The following is a 12216-nucleotide window of genomic DNA, read 5'->3' as shown; positions in this document are numbered from 1 at the left end:
CCCTCGGCACGCGGCCGCGCTTTGCGCACGCGTCGCTGGTTGTCGTGAACTCTCGACAGGCATTTGACCGGAGGCAAATCCGACGATGAATACGGAAAGGGAGACCACCTGGTGGCAGGGCTGGTTAGACACCTCTGATATTTGCAGCTAATAAAGCGAACCTAATTTCGTTGCAGGAACGTAACCTGATTTTGTGCCTGCGCGTATCGCGCACGTGGCTAGTCCCTTCGAGAAACCGAGGGCATGTCGGCACCGCACGTTTTAACGTACGCCTCGCGGATCAATCCGCAAACCATTGTCTACCCGCTCCGAAGGGAAATTCGGACGCAACATCCGGCGTTACAGGATGACAGCAGGATTGGAGCCGGCACCGAGTAGGTCACACCGCTACCACGGCGTCCGGTACCGCAGACGTATCGCCGCTTCTTTCAGGCAGCATGTAATGCCGTCTCGAGAGCTGGCGCGGTACGACTGCGACCGAAGGAATCAATATGTCAGTACTACGGAGCACCGCATGGCAAATGACAGCCGATTTGAACCACTCTTTAAGCGTGATGGCACGCAGGCCTACACCTGGCTGGAACGCCTACAGGTTATCGTCGACAAACACGCGCACCTCGCTGCTAATGGCTCGCGCGTGTTGTCCGATCAGACCAAGGAGCTTCGGATCGAGCGGTTAAAGCTGTCTTTCCGTGACTTGCGGGAGATGGGGTTCAAACTCGACGATCCCCGGAGCCTGAAGCCGAAGCATGTTGAGGCATTGGTTGAGTACTGGGAGTCCAAGGGTCACGCTCCTTCCACCATTCAGAACAAGGTATCGGCACTACGCACCTTCTGTTTGTGGATAGGGAAGCCCGGGATGGTCAAGGAAACCGCGAGTTACGCCAGCTCGCCCGAGCGCGTGAGGGTACCGACGTCGGCAACAGAGTCGAAGGCATGGTCGGATCACGGTATCGACATCAACGCCAAGATCGCAGAGATCGAAGCGTATGACCGCCATGTGGGAATGCAGGTGCGCCTGTGCCTGGTGTTCGGACTGCGCCGGAAGGAAGCGGTCATGATGAAGCCACATCGTGCGGATCGTGGCGACTATCTTTCGGTGAACGACGGTACCAAAGGCGGACGGCATCGCACAGTTGCAATCGACAGCGTGTTAAAGCGCGAAACGCTCGATGCAGCCAAAGAGCTTGTTGGGCCGCGCGTCAACGCGCATATGGGTGGCGGAGGTGTTCGCGACCTCAAGCAGGCCCTCAAGCGCTTTACCAACGTGCTCTATCGCTGTCGCGTGACCAAGCGCGACCTCGAAGTCACCGGGCACGGCCTGCGCCATGAGTACATGAACAATCGGTACGAGGAACTCACTGGCGAGAAGAGCCCGGTGCGCGGAGGAGCTAAGCCGGAGAAGTTTGTTGAAGAGCGGGCTCGTACGGTAGTGGCGGAAGAAGCGGGGCATACGCGTCTCAATATCACTGCCGCGTATTACGGCACACACAAGCACCTGGCACACGTGGAAAAGCAGCGCCGGGCTAACGCGGCCGGCGACCAGGTCGATGGGCAGAACGGCGGCGGTCAGGAGGAGCAACGTCCGGCACCTGGCGATGGCGACCAGGTCGGCGGCACACCTCCCTTGTAATACTCCCTCATACAGATTCCATACCGGCGCGAGGGAGCGAGACACTCTCTCAGCGCCGCGCTTCATTTTGCCGCCAGAGCAGCGGTAGGCCCATCACGCGCATAGGCAGCGTGTCAGCATTACATCATCAGGACGGGTAGGGCTGCGACGCCAAGACGGGAAGGGACCGGCACCGTATCACTTCTTCCGTAGCACCAATTCTTCCTTGTCGATAGCCATCCTCTTGGTCAGGGCAATCTGCCTTTGGTCTTGCAGGGACGGTTGGGCGAGCCAGGTGGCGGGATGGTAAATCCGGGAGACGGCCGACAGCCGGCAGAGCGGGCGGGGTTCCGGGGCGCAGGGGCGGAAGGGGGAACGGGCGGGGTCCCGGGGCGCAAGGGGCGGGATGGGCGGAGGCGGTAGGGCGGGCGAGGAGGTCCCAGTGACAACGACCACGGCTGGACTACAGGTTTTACGGGATATTCGGGACTTGCGATTGGGGCACCAAGGGATCTTCCTCGGGTCGGCCACTGCCTTGATACCAGCCGGAGGAGTGCCTGCGGAGAGAGTGGGCAGCAACCACCACCACCACGTCGGGCTCCCCGTATATTGGGATATTGGGGACTTGTGGCTCGGGTCCCTGGGGATCTTCCTAGAGTCGACGCCTGCGGCTTAAAGCGCGACGGCGATTATCAGCAGCTAATATGGGATCACGAAGGGCGGCTGACGTGAGGACCGCGCAGGCAGGCCGAGATGACGGCGTCGCACTGGGCGATATCGAACTCGCCGATGTGGCACGCCTCGTCCTCGATCCCCAGCTCCCGCGCGAGCCACTGATATGCCTTGGGGCGGGTCATGAGTCCTGTTTTCCAGATGGGGTCGAACGCAGCATGTGCGCGTTGTTTTGCCGCGCGTAGCGCAGCGTTGGCCAAGCGCCCGAGCGGGCGGGTGCCATCCTCGCCGAGAGACGGATTTTCCGCGTGGCAGCCGACATAGGCGTCGCAGGGCTCGCAGAGCCAGAAGTTCAGGTGATGCAGGTCTTTCCGGCGCGGGTAGAGGGTTACACCCCCGACGAATTCCGCTTCCTTCCCGCAGTAGGGGCAGGACACGCGCCGCAAGTAGTTTGCAGCGGCGAAGGCGGCGGCGAGAGCGGTTGCCACGGTATTATGCGCCGTCGACCTGGTGCGAGGTGCTGTAGGCCGACAGCTTGCGACCGCCGTAATACTTCAACATCCCGACCGGCTTATTCGTGTAGCGGTCATAGGCCATCCATTCGCACGGATGTCCCCGATCGTTCGACCAGCGCACGACGGCCGCCGGAATGCGCTTGCGGAAAGTGACCTCTGACATCGGCGCATGCTCGAACAGCTCCCCGATGGTGATGTCCGGGACGGGTTTTCCAGCGGCCAGCGATCGCGCATGGGTCAGTGCTTCCGCCGGCGACGCGCAATTGACGGTGCGTCCATCCGGCATGCGCAGCGTAGGGACAGCCTGGGTCAGGGAGACAATGAAGACTCCCTCCGGCCCGTTGATGGTCCAGATGTCACCTTCCGGCCAGCTATCACGCGTTTCGGTAATCCCGTGGTCCTTGCGTTCTATCCTGTGCATACGATCTCCTTATTGTTGGTGTCAGGGCGCGTCGGTTTGCTCGATCACACGGTAGCCCAATGCCGCGGCGTCACGCTGCAGATTTCTCAAACGCACGGCATGTTCGCCGCTGCCGGCGGCCGGAGCGTCCACACGTTCCAGAAAGCGACTGCACCGTTCCTGTGCATCGAACAGGGCGAGGCGGCTGCGCAGGGCATGATCTTCCGACTCGCCGGATGTGTTCAGGTAGCGATGGAGCCGGATTGCGCGCGCAAGTTCCTTGGCGGCGTCGATCCAGTCAGGAGTAATGTCATCGGGCATGTCATCGAAATGTAATCCGGCGAAGGTCAATGCGCTTCCTTCGGCGAATTCACTCGATCGGATCAGGGACAGTGTCGATGCGTGGTCGGCGACAAACTGGCGCTGCACGTTGGTGTAACGCTGCGCCATCCACTGGGCGGCGGCTGCACTCTCCTGCGGCGTTCCCTTGGCTTGCTCGAACTGGGCGGCCAGGTGCGAGTCATCGAAGACGTAAGGATGGCCGTGCAGGCGATCCGGGGAGCGAAGCACCAACTCGCCATCTTTCCATACCGCGTCCGGGGAGTCGAACAGGTGCAGTAACGCTTCGACGCGGGTGGAAAACTGCGCCGGGTAAGAGCGCATCATCAGGAATACAGTCTGTTGCACGTTCATGCAGGATTCTCCCAAAGGTGGTGTTGGGTCGTCGTGGTCTTACAGCCGCCGGTACAACCTGATGCAATTCATGATCGACAGCCCGGCTGAGGCCAGCAGCAGAACGTCAATCCATTCGATCTTCGGCATCCGGACAAGCAGCACAAAGAGGACGAACCAGATCTGACCGGCGATGCCAGCGACGAGCATCCATCGCTTGAGGGCCGTTGTCGTGGACGGGGAAAGTGTCATCACGCCTTCTCCATTGCCGGGTCGACCAGCGACAGGCCGAGGGCGGCGGCTTCTCGCTGCAGTTCAGCGATACGCGCGGCGCGGGCGAACTGGCAGATCTGCACCACCTTGAACCGTTCGAGGAACTGTGTGCAAACCCGCTTGGACTGCTCGAGCTCCCGCTCGAATCGCTGCGCATACTCGACGTTGTAGCCATTAAGGTTGATGAACTTGTGCGCCAGGACGGCAAAAGCGACCTCCTTTGCCGCTTCCAGCCATTCCGGCTTCACGTCCTCCGGGATGTCGTCAAAGCGACGGCCCTTGAAGTCGATTGCACGGCCCTTGCGGAAATTGCTCGAGGTGTCGGCGGCGAGCAGGGCGGCGTTGTCGTGCACGAAGCGCTTTCTTGCGTTTTCGCGCTTGGTAAAGAGCAGGTCGCGGGCCATGTCCGACTCACGGTCGGTGTGCAAAGCCTTCTCGTAGGCGGCCTGATCGGCAGTTTCGTCGTCCAGATAGTTGTTCCGCTCGTACATGGTCGGATCGGTATGGATCAGCTCGCCATCCTTCCAGATCGTCTCGGTGGAGTCGAACAGATGCAGCAGCGCCGTGACGCGGGTCGGGTACAGGCTCGGGTAGGAGCGCAGCATCTGGGTAACGGTGGTCTTGGGATTCATTGTTTCTCTCCTGAATGTCTGGTTCACAGGCCGCAGAGCATCGCCCGCGCGTCCACAGTCACGCTGTCGCCAAGGGTGCGCGACGCTTCGTCAAAGATCATGGCCAGATACGCCGGATCGAGATGCATTGTCGAAAACCCGTGGCGGGTAGTGATGTTTTGCAGGTGGATGAACATGCTTGCCTCGTTGGGTGGATGAGACCAGCGTACCGAAAACAGGGTCAATTTCAAGAAAGCGCGGGCGGCCGGATCGCGCTGGCTGTCGCTCGGACGGTGGCCGACGACCGTTGTAATGGTGCGTCGGCTCGGGCTTCGCCTGACTTGTGTTGTGGCGCGTTGGTGTTACCCCAAGCGATCGGGCGACACCCTTGCGCCGCTACGCCCTCAGATGGGCAAGCCCCTCATGTCGTGGGTAGGGCAGGAACATGCCGTAGAACTGGCTGCCGCTGCCGTCGTCACGCGTGGGAACCCACCTGATCTCGCCGGCGAGGAGCGCGTCGACCAGGTGGTGCAGATGAGCCAGCTCCTGCGGCGCATGCGTGTACTCGGCATCGAAGCGGTGCGCCATCTCGCGGGCCTGCACGGCAGTTGCCACGTCGAGTTCGGGGATCCTTCGTGTAATGAAGGCCTGCGCCGATTCGGGGAGATCGGCCAGCGGGACGGACTGGACGTTCGCCAGCTCGCGCGAGAAGCCGATGCGGCGCAACACCTGGTCGCACAGCATCAGGGCCCGGCTGATCCCTTCGGACTCGGCGAGGTAGTAGAACGCGGGGTTCAGGGTGCGCGGCGAGACGTTGCTGTCGTCGCCCTGCAGGTATGTGCCAGTGCGTCCGTCGGGCAAGTGGACGATGGTGGCGCGTTCGGCAATGAAATGGCTCATGGCTACTCCCTCAGGTCGACGCTGTCGCATCTTGCGCGGCCACCGGGTGACCAACCTCGAAGTCAAACGGAAATGCCAGTTCATTGCTGTCGCGGCCGTCCTCGATGCCCGCGACGATCTCCTGGCGCACTTCGTCCGCGCGATCCAGATTCGGCGCTTTGACACGTACGGTGATGATGAAGTCCTGCATGATTCCTCCGTGGTTATGAGTCCAGTATCCGGATCAAGGGGGGCGATTTCAAGAAAACGGGCGAAGGCGCGGGAGGTGCGGCACGTGTCCTAATGCGACAGCACCGATTCCTTGGTAGGCGGCTGCCGCGACAATGTACGGTTGCGGCGAGCGTCGTTGGTGGTTCGCCCTGCCAGCGCCACATGCGGGTCGAGGCGTTACGGCAGAGGGGTGAATCATGCAATCATCATGGACATAAGGTTCCTGTGTGAAAATATGGCTCTCCTCGATCCCAATCACTTGTCAGGCGGATCGAACCGGACTGATCTGGAAAGCAAAAATGAAAAATGAATCGAAGGCGAAAGCCATTTTATTGTTGGTCTTTGTCACACAGTTACTGGTCGCCGCAGGAATAATGCTTGCGTTCGGTTCCTATGTTTGGCTGATCCAGCTTCAGTATGATGCAGCAGCCAAGGCAGCAGAATGGACAGATCGAATATGGATGCCTTTTTATTACGCACTCGCTGTGGCTGCTGCTGGTTTCTCTTACGACTGCGCAAAGACCGTTCTGTTCTTAAAGCGGCCGTCGTTTGAGAAATTCCTCGCTCACATCGGTGCCGTGTTCGGCTACTTTGGCTTGATTCTCGTCCTTTTGGCGGCAGGGTTTTACCTGCTCAATTGGCCTGATCCCGGAGCAAAGTTTGCGGGTCAAGTCTTTTATCTGCTCGGGTTCGGGACAGCATATTTCGCCATACAGAGCGCAAGCAATGCTCTGGACGTCGCCGTAACTGGCGATCATTCCGAAAAGCCGGCAAGAAGGAACGCGGGAACGCGACGATAAAGGCAAGCTGGCCACGGGGCATGGTGGTCACGGATTGAACGTGCGACTCGTACGGCAATCCGACGAGATTCCGGCGCGGCGGTGCACCGATCTTGTGAGTGTAGCGGTGACTCGGTTTGACCGGGCCGGAAGCGGGGTCGAAGCGTTACCGCGGCAGGATGAAGCGTGCGATGATGGCGCGGATTCACCGCTACGACAGCTATGAGGAGAAACGCATGCCCAACCTGTACGACGAGGTCGCCGACCTGTTCATGGGTTCATTGGCCGGACAGCTTTCCGGTGTGACGCGCGAGATGTTCATCGAGCGCATGAAAGCGATGTATCCGACCGAAGCGGCGTTGAAGACGTTCTATGAGGCGATGCAGGTCCAGGCGCAGGCAATGCTGGCCGAGGCCGAGAAGCAGGCCGCGGCGAGCGGCTCGCAGATCGTGGGCGTGGCGTATCCCGTTCCCGGTCGACGACACTAGGTGATCCGCCGCGTACAGGCGAAAAAAAGCCCGCGCGAGGCGGGCGAAGATCTCATACCGGAGTGTTGATGCAGGGTCAGGTTATCAATGCCGGATGCCGTTGTCCAATTACGACGGCGTTCTCGCAACCAGCTTCACCTGGCTTTCCGGGACGATTGTCCCGGACTTCGTGACATACAGTCCTGCGCCGCCGATGTCAGTCTGCTGTTCGGCCGTGTCCCAGTGGATCCGGATGTCGTCGCCGTAGCGCAGTGTCAGCGTGCCGTCTGGCTGGCGGGTGGCCGAGCACAGATCGTTGGTCGCCAGCAGCGTCTCGGAGGTGCCAATGATCGGTTCGCCGGTGAGGGTGACGAGGTTGCCCTCGGTTCCGGCGGGGATGTCGTCGGATACTGCGGCCGGTGCCGTGGCTTGCTTGATGGCTTCCCAGTCGGTATTGGCGCGATCGAACAGCTCGTTCACCTCGCCAACGGACAGATCCATCGACTCGGCAAGCACCTTCAAATCGAGATCCTGTGTCGCCATGATCTCGGCCAGGAGGCGCGGGAACTGGATTGCATTGTTGGACCATGCGGATGTGGTGGTAGCCATGTCGGTTCTCCCTGTAAGTGACATCACCATATCGCCCCGTGGTGCCTATTTCAAGAAACGGAAGACGCTCGACTTTGTCGGAAAGCATGTCGCGGCGTGTCGCGTTGACGCCGCTGATGGCGGTGAGACAGGGAGAGCGTGACGGTCTAGCTGGCGGGCTTGCCCTGCACGATGGAGAAGCCGATCCACACGCCCAGCCCGATGCCGACCAGGTCGGCAGCGATGAAGGCCGGATTGCCCGATGCAAGGGCGATCACGCCTGCGATGACTGCGCCAATGATGACGCCTGCCTTGGTTTTACCGATGGTGGCGCCGAGGACGGGCGGAATGGCGTGTGCAGCACCGATGGCGAGGACGACAAAGCTCATAGCAGCTCCGAGGCAGTTAGAAGTATTGCCATATTGCCACAGCAGACCAATGCAACGGCAGCATCAAGTGAAAAAGCCCGCAAAAGCGGGCTCAGGGTCTCGGCGGTGCAAAGTATTAGGCCAGTGACGCGACCAGCCTCTCACGCAGCTTCCGGCGCACGGCATCGTTGTTGACGGAGGAGAGGATGTCTTCCAGCTCGTCTTGCACCAGCTTGGCGGCCGCATCCACGTCATTTGCGGCGAGCGCCTTGTCCAGCGCCGCCCCCATGGAGAGGGCGTCGCTGGAGGATGTGAACACGCAGACATGCTTGCCGTAGTAGGAGCCGTTGCCGCCGAACTCGAACAGGCGGGGCTGGCTGGAGTGCCAGCAGCCTTCCATTTTGAGGGCTGCCAGCCCGTGTCCGTCGTCGAAAAGCTGCGCCAGCGCGTACAGGATTGCCATATCGACCTGTACGTCGAAGTCGTATTCATCGATCAGCTTGCGGATCAGGGGATCGTCGGATACGCCAAAGTGGGTCGCCAATGCCGCGAGGAGCGGCTCGATCTCCGCAGCGATGCCGCCCTGCAGGCGGAACCCGAACGACTCCACGAGTTCTTCGAGGTTTTCAGTGATGTCGTCCCAGGATGGCTCGGTGCTTTCCGAGATGCGCGCGATGTAGACCTCGCCGTTGCCCGGGTTGTCTGCGTCCATTTTAAAGGCACCAAAGAGCGCGGTGATGACCGGGGTGACAGTGCCAAGGACGAGCACGCCAGTGGCGTCGTAGTAGTTGTTTGCCATGCGTTTCTCCTATCGATTTAGTGAGTCCAGCTTACTGAACGCGCTCGCGTTTTCAATAAATGGCACCCTCATAAACGATCAGGATTGGCGCGGCGGCGCTTGACGTATCAGCGCGTCGCCGCCGAGCAGACGAGCAACAGCGTGGCGCGGTGATGGCGCAACAGGGAGGACGGTGATCTGTGTTGGTTATGGCGCGACTATGCGCCGTTCAGGCTGGCGGCGTCCGCGCGCCCGTCGGCGTGACCGAGGGACGGGTTCTCGACGCGCTCCTGCCGCTGCTGGTCGGTCAGCGTCTGCCAGAATTCGGTGCCGTAGCGTGGCATGTCGTCCCGATACACGCCGCGATCCTCGTTCGCTACTTCGGTGAAGCCGGCGTCGTACTGTTCTCGCCACGTCGCCGGCGGCCGCTAGGGGTGGGCAGCGGGCATCAGCGCGCGCGCCTCGGCGGCGAGGTCGGGGAGGTTGTTGTGGTTGGCGAAATCGATGATGGCCGCCAGCAAGAGCGCCTTCGATCCGTCGCTCTTGGCCTGGTCGATCCCGAGTGCAAGCAATCGTTGTGACATAGTCCTTTCCTTGGGTGGGGCGGAAGGCTTAGCGTACCAGCTCGCCGTAATCGAGTTCGAGCCGGGCGGCGCGCACCGGATACGCTGGCTCGCCGGTCGCTTCCATGCGTGCTGCCTCCGCGCGGATTCGCTCGGCCCGCTCCCGGTAGCGCCGGGCGATGTCCTTAGCCGCCGCCGGCGTGACGTTGAATGGCGGGTTGGTCTCGTACCGCGCGGCATGGGCGTCCTGCATGTCCGCATCATGGCGCACCTGGGCGGCGCGCGAAGCAAACGTTTCGTTGAACCAGATATGCGGCACGCTGACCGTCTCGCCGGTATCGTCGTAGCGGTACACCAGTGACCCGGCAAAGCGCGGGTTTTCGGTCAGCAGCGTGTGCGGCCGGTCCGGATCGATACTCTGGGAAAAAGTCGGGGCGGTGGTTGTCATGCCGGTTCCTCCAGCAGCATGGCCATGCGGATCGCGGCAGGCGCGGTGCCGAGATTGACGTCCTCCACGGCGAAAACGCCAAAGCCGGGATCGAACACGAAGCGTTGCGGCATCTCGGTAAAGGGCGTGCGACGCACCTCCTTCGGCCAGTCGGCCATGAGCGTGGCGAACGTGTTTTCGTTCGGGCACAGGCGCAGGCGCTCGGCAGCCTTCAGATAGGTGCCGAAAAACGCTTTACGGGCCTCCTGGGTGGCGTTTGGCGGCTCGGGCAGGTGTCCGAGTGTCCACAGCTTTTCCTCGGCGCTAACGCGCTTCCAGACGGCCTTGAGCGCCTTGGAGAGATAGAGGATGCCATCAGTCAGCGGGAGCGCGTCGGCGGAGACGTTGCGCTTCGGCAGGTGCTCGACGGTGATGAATTCGGGATGGGGCAAGCTCTTGTACGGTGAAACCGAATCGACGCGCAGGATGCGGCCGTCCGGAAGGATCGCCTGGGTGTTCACGCTGTTGGGCGGCACGGTCGCTTCTTCACGTGTGCCGTAGCGGATTTCGCGGGCGCTGCCCTCCGGGCGGCGATGCGTGTTCAGCCACGCGCACAGCACCGGGTCTTTGTTCAGTCCAATGGGTTCCTTGAGAGACATATCAGCTCCTTGATGGGTAAGTGGCGCTTGCCTTGTTGCAAACCACATTACCGGGAAAGGAGCGTAATTCAAGAAAAGGCGGTGGATCCGGCGTCGCGATGCACCGATTCCGGGGTGAAGGGCTATTGCTGCGGTGGCGCCGTGTCGATGAAAGGCATCAGGCGCAGCCGTAGCGCCAGTACCCAGCCAGGACGCAGGCGGGCGTAGTTGCGCCGTATCTCCGCGAACAGTGCCGCCACGTCGTCCGGGTATTCGCTGTCATCGCACGGGCAGCCGCGCGCCACCAGGGCCAGATGCGCCAGTTCCCCTGCTTCTGGTTCGGGCACTTGCAAGGCTGCGAGGATGAGCAAGAGGACCGGGCGCGGCGGCGGGGGCGACAAACCCCGCTCGATCTTGCTGTACGCGCCGGGAGAAAGAGCGGCCGCTGCCGCGACGGCAGACTGCTTGATGCGCTTGGCGCGGCGTATCGCGCGCAGGCGCTGGCCGATAATCAGGTGGGCAGCGTGCTGGTCCATGTCTCGCTCGTCGACAAAAGAGCGAGTCTAGCGAGATCAGCACGCGAAGGGAATGAAGAATCCGGCTCCCAAATTGTCGAGATTCTGCGTTGCCTTTCCGCGGGAAATGGAGTAGCGGTGCTTACCCGAGTCGCGGCGGTGCGACCGCGACGACGGCGCCGGGCTGAAGCGCGTCCAGCTATTCATTTCTTGAGCCGTCGATGGTGCCGCTCTACAATGGGGGCGGCGGTCGATCCCCGCCATCCTTCCGCATCGGAGAAGCTCGCGCAGGATTGAACACCCACACTTTGCCCTCCTTTTGTAGAGGCCAAGAGCACAGCGGAAACCTCAGTAGCCTCGACACAAGAGGAGTTGTCATGGACTTTACGTCTTTCAAGCGTGCAGCCAAACGCCTGCACCAATTCGCGCCGTCCTATTTCGGTGATGGTCAACAGCACTGGCAGCTGTCGGATAGCCAAACCCTCCTCGCACGGGCGCTCAATTTCCGTGATGTTCACGAAGCAGAGGTTCGCTTGTCACAACGGGATGTGCTCTCCCGCATCCGGTTCGAGCCGGGCGGCCTGGTCAGCCCCAGTAAAGCGTTCTCCAACCCGGTCGAATCCCTTCTGCGGCTTAGTGGCGCTACGCTGGCGGTTGAAGCGCGTCCAGGCAGCGGCAAAACCTACCTGGCACACGAGGTCATCGTCCAATCCCTTCTCCTGGGCAGGCGGGTCAGGGTGGTCGATTGGGGTGGCAGCTATCGCCGCCTGGCGGCGCTCCTGGGAGGCATTTTTCTTGTCCGCCCGGATCAGGACGCGTGGCAGTCGCCGGCGGAGCTGGTGGTGCTCGATGCAGAGCAGATGCATGCCAAGAAGGAGCAGGTCAACTTCGCAGCCCTAAGGCTCGAAGGAGATGCGCTGTTTCTGTGTGATGAATATTGGCAGTTTCAGCGGGAATACGTCCATCCCGGCTGTCAGACGATGCTTTTTGCTATGAGCATGGAGGATTTTGCCGGCGTGGCGCCGGATGCAGTGATGCAAAAGGACGATCTTGTATGGAATCTGCAACTCCCCGGCGGCGCGCGCCTGCCGTTCGTGATGGCGAACAGCCCGTGGCGCGAGGCCGTATATTCGACGCATCCGGCAGTGATGAAGGAACTCGGTATGAACTTTGATCGAGAGCGGTTCGAGACCTTCGTCGCCCGCAAGAACAAACTATGAGAAGTGCG

The 12216-nt window shown here is 61.2% G+C and carries 20 protein-coding genes; 4 read left to right on the top strand and 16 right to left on the bottom strand.

The window, feature by feature from the left end:
• Nucleotides 1-514: 514 nt before the first annotated feature.
• Complete coding sequence (locus tag AC3WOY_RS26800; RefSeq protein WP_492429525.1) at nucleotides 515-1633, top strand: integrase domain-containing protein; 1119 nt, start codon at nucleotides 515-517, stop codon at nucleotides 1631-1633.
• A gap of 689 nt (nucleotides 1634-2322) precedes the next feature.
• Here AC3WOY_RS26800 and AC3WOY_RS26795 read toward each other — a convergent pair.
• The 8 genes from AC3WOY_RS26795 to AC3WOY_RS26760 all read right to left on the bottom strand — a co-directional run bounded on the left by AC3WOY_RS26795 (nucleotide 2323) and on the right by AC3WOY_RS26760 (nucleotide 5845).
• Nucleotides 2323-2772 carry a zinc-finger-containing protein gene (locus AC3WOY_RS26795; protein ID WP_492429524.1) on the bottom strand — a complete coding sequence of 150 codons (450 nt, stop codon included), beginning with the start codon at nucleotides 2770-2772 and terminating at the stop codon, nucleotides 2323-2325.
• Nucleotides 2773-2776: 4 nt separating this feature from the next.
• Entirely contained in the window at nucleotides 2777-3220 is a 444-nt protein-coding gene (locus tag AC3WOY_RS26790; protein WP_492429523.1) for a hypothetical protein, read from the bottom strand.
• A gap of 21 nt (nucleotides 3221-3241) precedes the next feature.
• Entirely contained in the window at nucleotides 3242-3892 is a 651-nt protein-coding gene (locus tag AC3WOY_RS26785; protein ID WP_492429522.1) for a hypothetical protein, read from the bottom strand.
• A 39-nt stretch (nucleotides 3893-3931) separates the two neighbouring features.
• Nucleotides 3932-4126 (bottom strand): hypothetical protein, encoded by a 195-nt coding sequence (locus AC3WOY_RS26780; protein ID WP_492429521.1) that lies wholly within the window; start codon nucleotides 4124-4126, stop codon nucleotides 3932-3934.
• On the bottom strand, nucleotides 4123-4776 hold the full coding sequence (locus AC3WOY_RS26775; protein ID WP_492429520.1) for a hypothetical protein: 654 nt from the start codon (nucleotides 4774-4776) through the stop codon (nucleotides 4123-4125). The genes AC3WOY_RS26780 and AC3WOY_RS26775 overlap by 4 nt, the downstream gene beginning before the upstream one ends.
• Before the next feature lie 23 nt (nucleotides 4777-4799).
• Nucleotides 4800-4952 carry a hypothetical protein gene (locus AC3WOY_RS26770; protein ID WP_492429519.1) on the bottom strand — a complete coding sequence of 51 codons (153 nt, stop codon included), beginning with the start codon at nucleotides 4950-4952 and terminating at the stop codon, nucleotides 4800-4802.
• Nucleotides 4953-5151: 199 nt separating this feature from the next.
• Entirely contained in the window at nucleotides 5152-5685 is a 534-nt protein-coding gene (locus AC3WOY_RS26765; RefSeq protein WP_492429518.1) for a hypothetical protein, read from the bottom strand.
• Entirely contained in the window at nucleotides 5666-5845 is a 180-nt protein-coding gene (locus AC3WOY_RS26760) for a hypothetical protein (RefSeq protein WP_492429517.1), read from the bottom strand. The genes AC3WOY_RS26765 and AC3WOY_RS26760 overlap by 20 nt, the downstream gene beginning before the upstream one ends.
• 247 nt (nucleotides 5846-6092) lie before the next feature.
• Between AC3WOY_RS26760 and AC3WOY_RS26755 the strand changes: the two genes are divergently transcribed.
• Together AC3WOY_RS26755 and AC3WOY_RS26750 are read left to right on the top strand one after the other, a co-directional pair.
• Nucleotides 6093-6665 carry a hypothetical protein gene (locus tag AC3WOY_RS26755; protein WP_492429516.1) on the top strand — a complete coding sequence of 191 codons (573 nt, stop codon included), beginning with the start codon at nucleotides 6093-6095 and terminating at the stop codon, nucleotides 6663-6665.
• A 170-nt stretch (nucleotides 6666-6835) separates the two neighbouring features.
• Complete coding sequence (locus tag AC3WOY_RS26750; RefSeq protein WP_492429515.1) at nucleotides 6836-7132, top strand: hypothetical protein; 297 nt, start codon at nucleotides 6836-6838, stop codon at nucleotides 7130-7132.
• A 108-nt stretch (nucleotides 7133-7240) separates the two neighbouring features.
• Here AC3WOY_RS26750 and AC3WOY_RS26745 read toward each other — a convergent pair whose 3' ends face one another.
• The 8 genes from AC3WOY_RS26745 to AC3WOY_RS26710 all read right to left on the bottom strand — a co-directional run bounded on the left by AC3WOY_RS26745 (nucleotide 7241) and on the right by AC3WOY_RS26710 (nucleotide 11009).
• A complete protein-coding gene (locus AC3WOY_RS26745; protein WP_492429514.1) occupies nucleotides 7241-7720 on the bottom strand; it encodes a hypothetical protein in 480 nt (159 codons plus the stop codon).
• Nucleotides 7721-7866: 146 nt separating this feature from the next.
• The gene (locus tag AC3WOY_RS26740) at nucleotides 7867-8088 is read right to left on the bottom strand and encodes a hypothetical protein (protein WP_492429513.1); all 222 of its coding nucleotides are present in this window, start codon (nucleotides 8086-8088) and stop codon (nucleotides 7867-7869) included.
• Between the two features lie 115 nt (nucleotides 8089-8203).
• Complete coding sequence (locus AC3WOY_RS26735; RefSeq protein ID WP_492429512.1) at nucleotides 8204-8866, bottom strand: hypothetical protein; 663 nt, start codon at nucleotides 8864-8866, stop codon at nucleotides 8204-8206.
• 197 nt (nucleotides 8867-9063) lie between these two features.
• Entirely contained in the window at nucleotides 9064-9204 is a 141-nt protein-coding gene (locus tag AC3WOY_RS26730) for a hypothetical protein (RefSeq protein WP_492429511.1), read from the bottom strand.
• Between the two features lie 69 nt (nucleotides 9205-9273).
• Nucleotides 9274-9429: a hypothetical protein gene (locus AC3WOY_RS26725; RefSeq protein ID WP_492429510.1), complete on the bottom strand. Its 156-nt coding sequence runs from the start codon at nucleotides 9427-9429 to the stop codon at nucleotides 9274-9276.
• Nucleotides 9430-9457: 28 nt separating this feature from the next.
• The gene (locus tag AC3WOY_RS26720; RefSeq protein WP_492429509.1) at nucleotides 9458-9856 is read right to left on the bottom strand and encodes a hypothetical protein; all 399 of its coding nucleotides are present in this window, start codon (nucleotides 9854-9856) and stop codon (nucleotides 9458-9460) included.
• A complete protein-coding gene (locus tag AC3WOY_RS26715) occupies nucleotides 9853-10494 on the bottom strand; it encodes a hypothetical protein (protein WP_492429508.1) in 642 nt (213 codons plus the stop codon). Before AC3WOY_RS26715 ends, AC3WOY_RS26720 begins: the two co-directional genes overlap by 4 nt.
• 122 nt (nucleotides 10495-10616) lie before the next feature.
• The gene (locus AC3WOY_RS26710) at nucleotides 10617-11009 is read right to left on the bottom strand and encodes a helix-turn-helix domain-containing protein (RefSeq protein ID WP_492429507.1); all 393 of its coding nucleotides are present in this window, start codon (nucleotides 11007-11009) and stop codon (nucleotides 10617-10619) included.
• 356 nt (nucleotides 11010-11365) lie between these two features.
• Here AC3WOY_RS26710 and AC3WOY_RS26705 point away from each other — a divergent pair, with 356 nt between their 5' ends.
• On the top strand, nucleotides 11366-12208 hold the full coding sequence (locus AC3WOY_RS26705) for a hypothetical protein (RefSeq protein ID WP_492429506.1): 843 nt from the start codon (nucleotides 11366-11368) through the stop codon (nucleotides 12206-12208).
• Nucleotides 12209-12216: the final 8 nt, after the last annotated feature.

Source organism: Noviherbaspirillum sp. FW303-A3 (assembly GCF_058788695.1).
The sequence above is the reverse complement of the archived record's forward strand: the minus strand, read 5'-3'. Positions and strand labels throughout refer to the sequence as shown.

Excerpts from the sequence above, each read along its gene's own strand:
- AC3WOY_RS26800 (WP_492429525.1), top strand. The coding sequence starts at position 515 with ATGGCAAATGACAGCCGATTTGAACCACTCTTTAAGCGTGATGGCACG.
- AC3WOY_RS26715 (WP_492429508.1), bottom strand. The coding sequence starts at position 10,494 with ATGTCTCTCAAGGAACCCATTGGACTGAACAAAGACCCGGTGCTGTGC.
- AC3WOY_RS26705 (WP_492429506.1), top strand. The coding sequence starts at position 11,366 with ATGGACTTTACGTCTTTCAAGCGTGCAGCCAAACGCCTGCACCAATTC.
- AC3WOY_RS26740 (WP_492429513.1), bottom strand. The coding sequence starts at position 8,088 with ATGAGCTTTGTCGTCCTCGCCATCGGTGCTGCACACGCCATTCCGCCC.
- AC3WOY_RS26750 (WP_492429515.1), top strand. The coding sequence starts at position 6,836 with ATGATGGCGCGGATTCACCGCTACGACAGCTATGAGGAGAAACGCATG.
- AC3WOY_RS26710 (WP_492429507.1), bottom strand. The coding sequence starts at position 11,009 with ATGGACCAGCACGCTGCCCACCTGATTATCGGCCAGCGCCTGCGCGCG.
- AC3WOY_RS26790 (WP_492429523.1), bottom strand. The coding sequence starts at position 3,220 with ATGCACAGGATAGAACGCAAGGACCACGGGATTACCGAAACGCGTGAT.
- AC3WOY_RS26720 (WP_492429509.1), bottom strand. The coding sequence starts at position 9,856 with ATGACAACCACCGCCCCGACTTTTTCCCAGAGTATCGATCCGGACCGG.
- AC3WOY_RS26760 (WP_492429517.1), bottom strand. The coding sequence starts at position 5,845 with ATGCAGGACTTCATCATCACCGTACGTGTCAAAGCGCCGAATCTGGAT.
- AC3WOY_RS26745 (WP_492429514.1), bottom strand. The coding sequence starts at position 7,720 with ATGGCTACCACCACATCCGCATGGTCCAACAATGCAATCCAGTTCCCG.
- AC3WOY_RS26770 (WP_492429519.1), bottom strand. The coding sequence starts at position 4,952 with ATGTTCATCCACCTGCAAAACATCACTACCCGCCACGGGTTTTCGACA.
- AC3WOY_RS26765 (WP_492429518.1), bottom strand. The coding sequence starts at position 5,685 with ATGCGACAGCGTCGACCTGAGGGAGTAGCCATGAGCCATTTCATTGCC.
- AC3WOY_RS26775 (WP_492429520.1), bottom strand. The coding sequence starts at position 4,776 with ATGAATCCCAAGACCACCGTTACCCAGATGCTGCGCTCCTACCCGAGC.
- AC3WOY_RS26785 (WP_492429522.1), bottom strand. The coding sequence starts at position 3,892 with ATGAACGTGCAACAGACTGTATTCCTGATGATGCGCTCTTACCCGGCG.
- AC3WOY_RS26725 (WP_492429510.1), bottom strand. The coding sequence starts at position 9,429 with ATGTCACAACGATTGCTTGCACTCGGGATCGACCAGGCCAAGAGCGAC.
- AC3WOY_RS26735 (WP_492429512.1), bottom strand. The coding sequence starts at position 8,866 with ATGGCAAACAACTACTACGACGCCACTGGCGTGCTCGTCCTTGGCACT.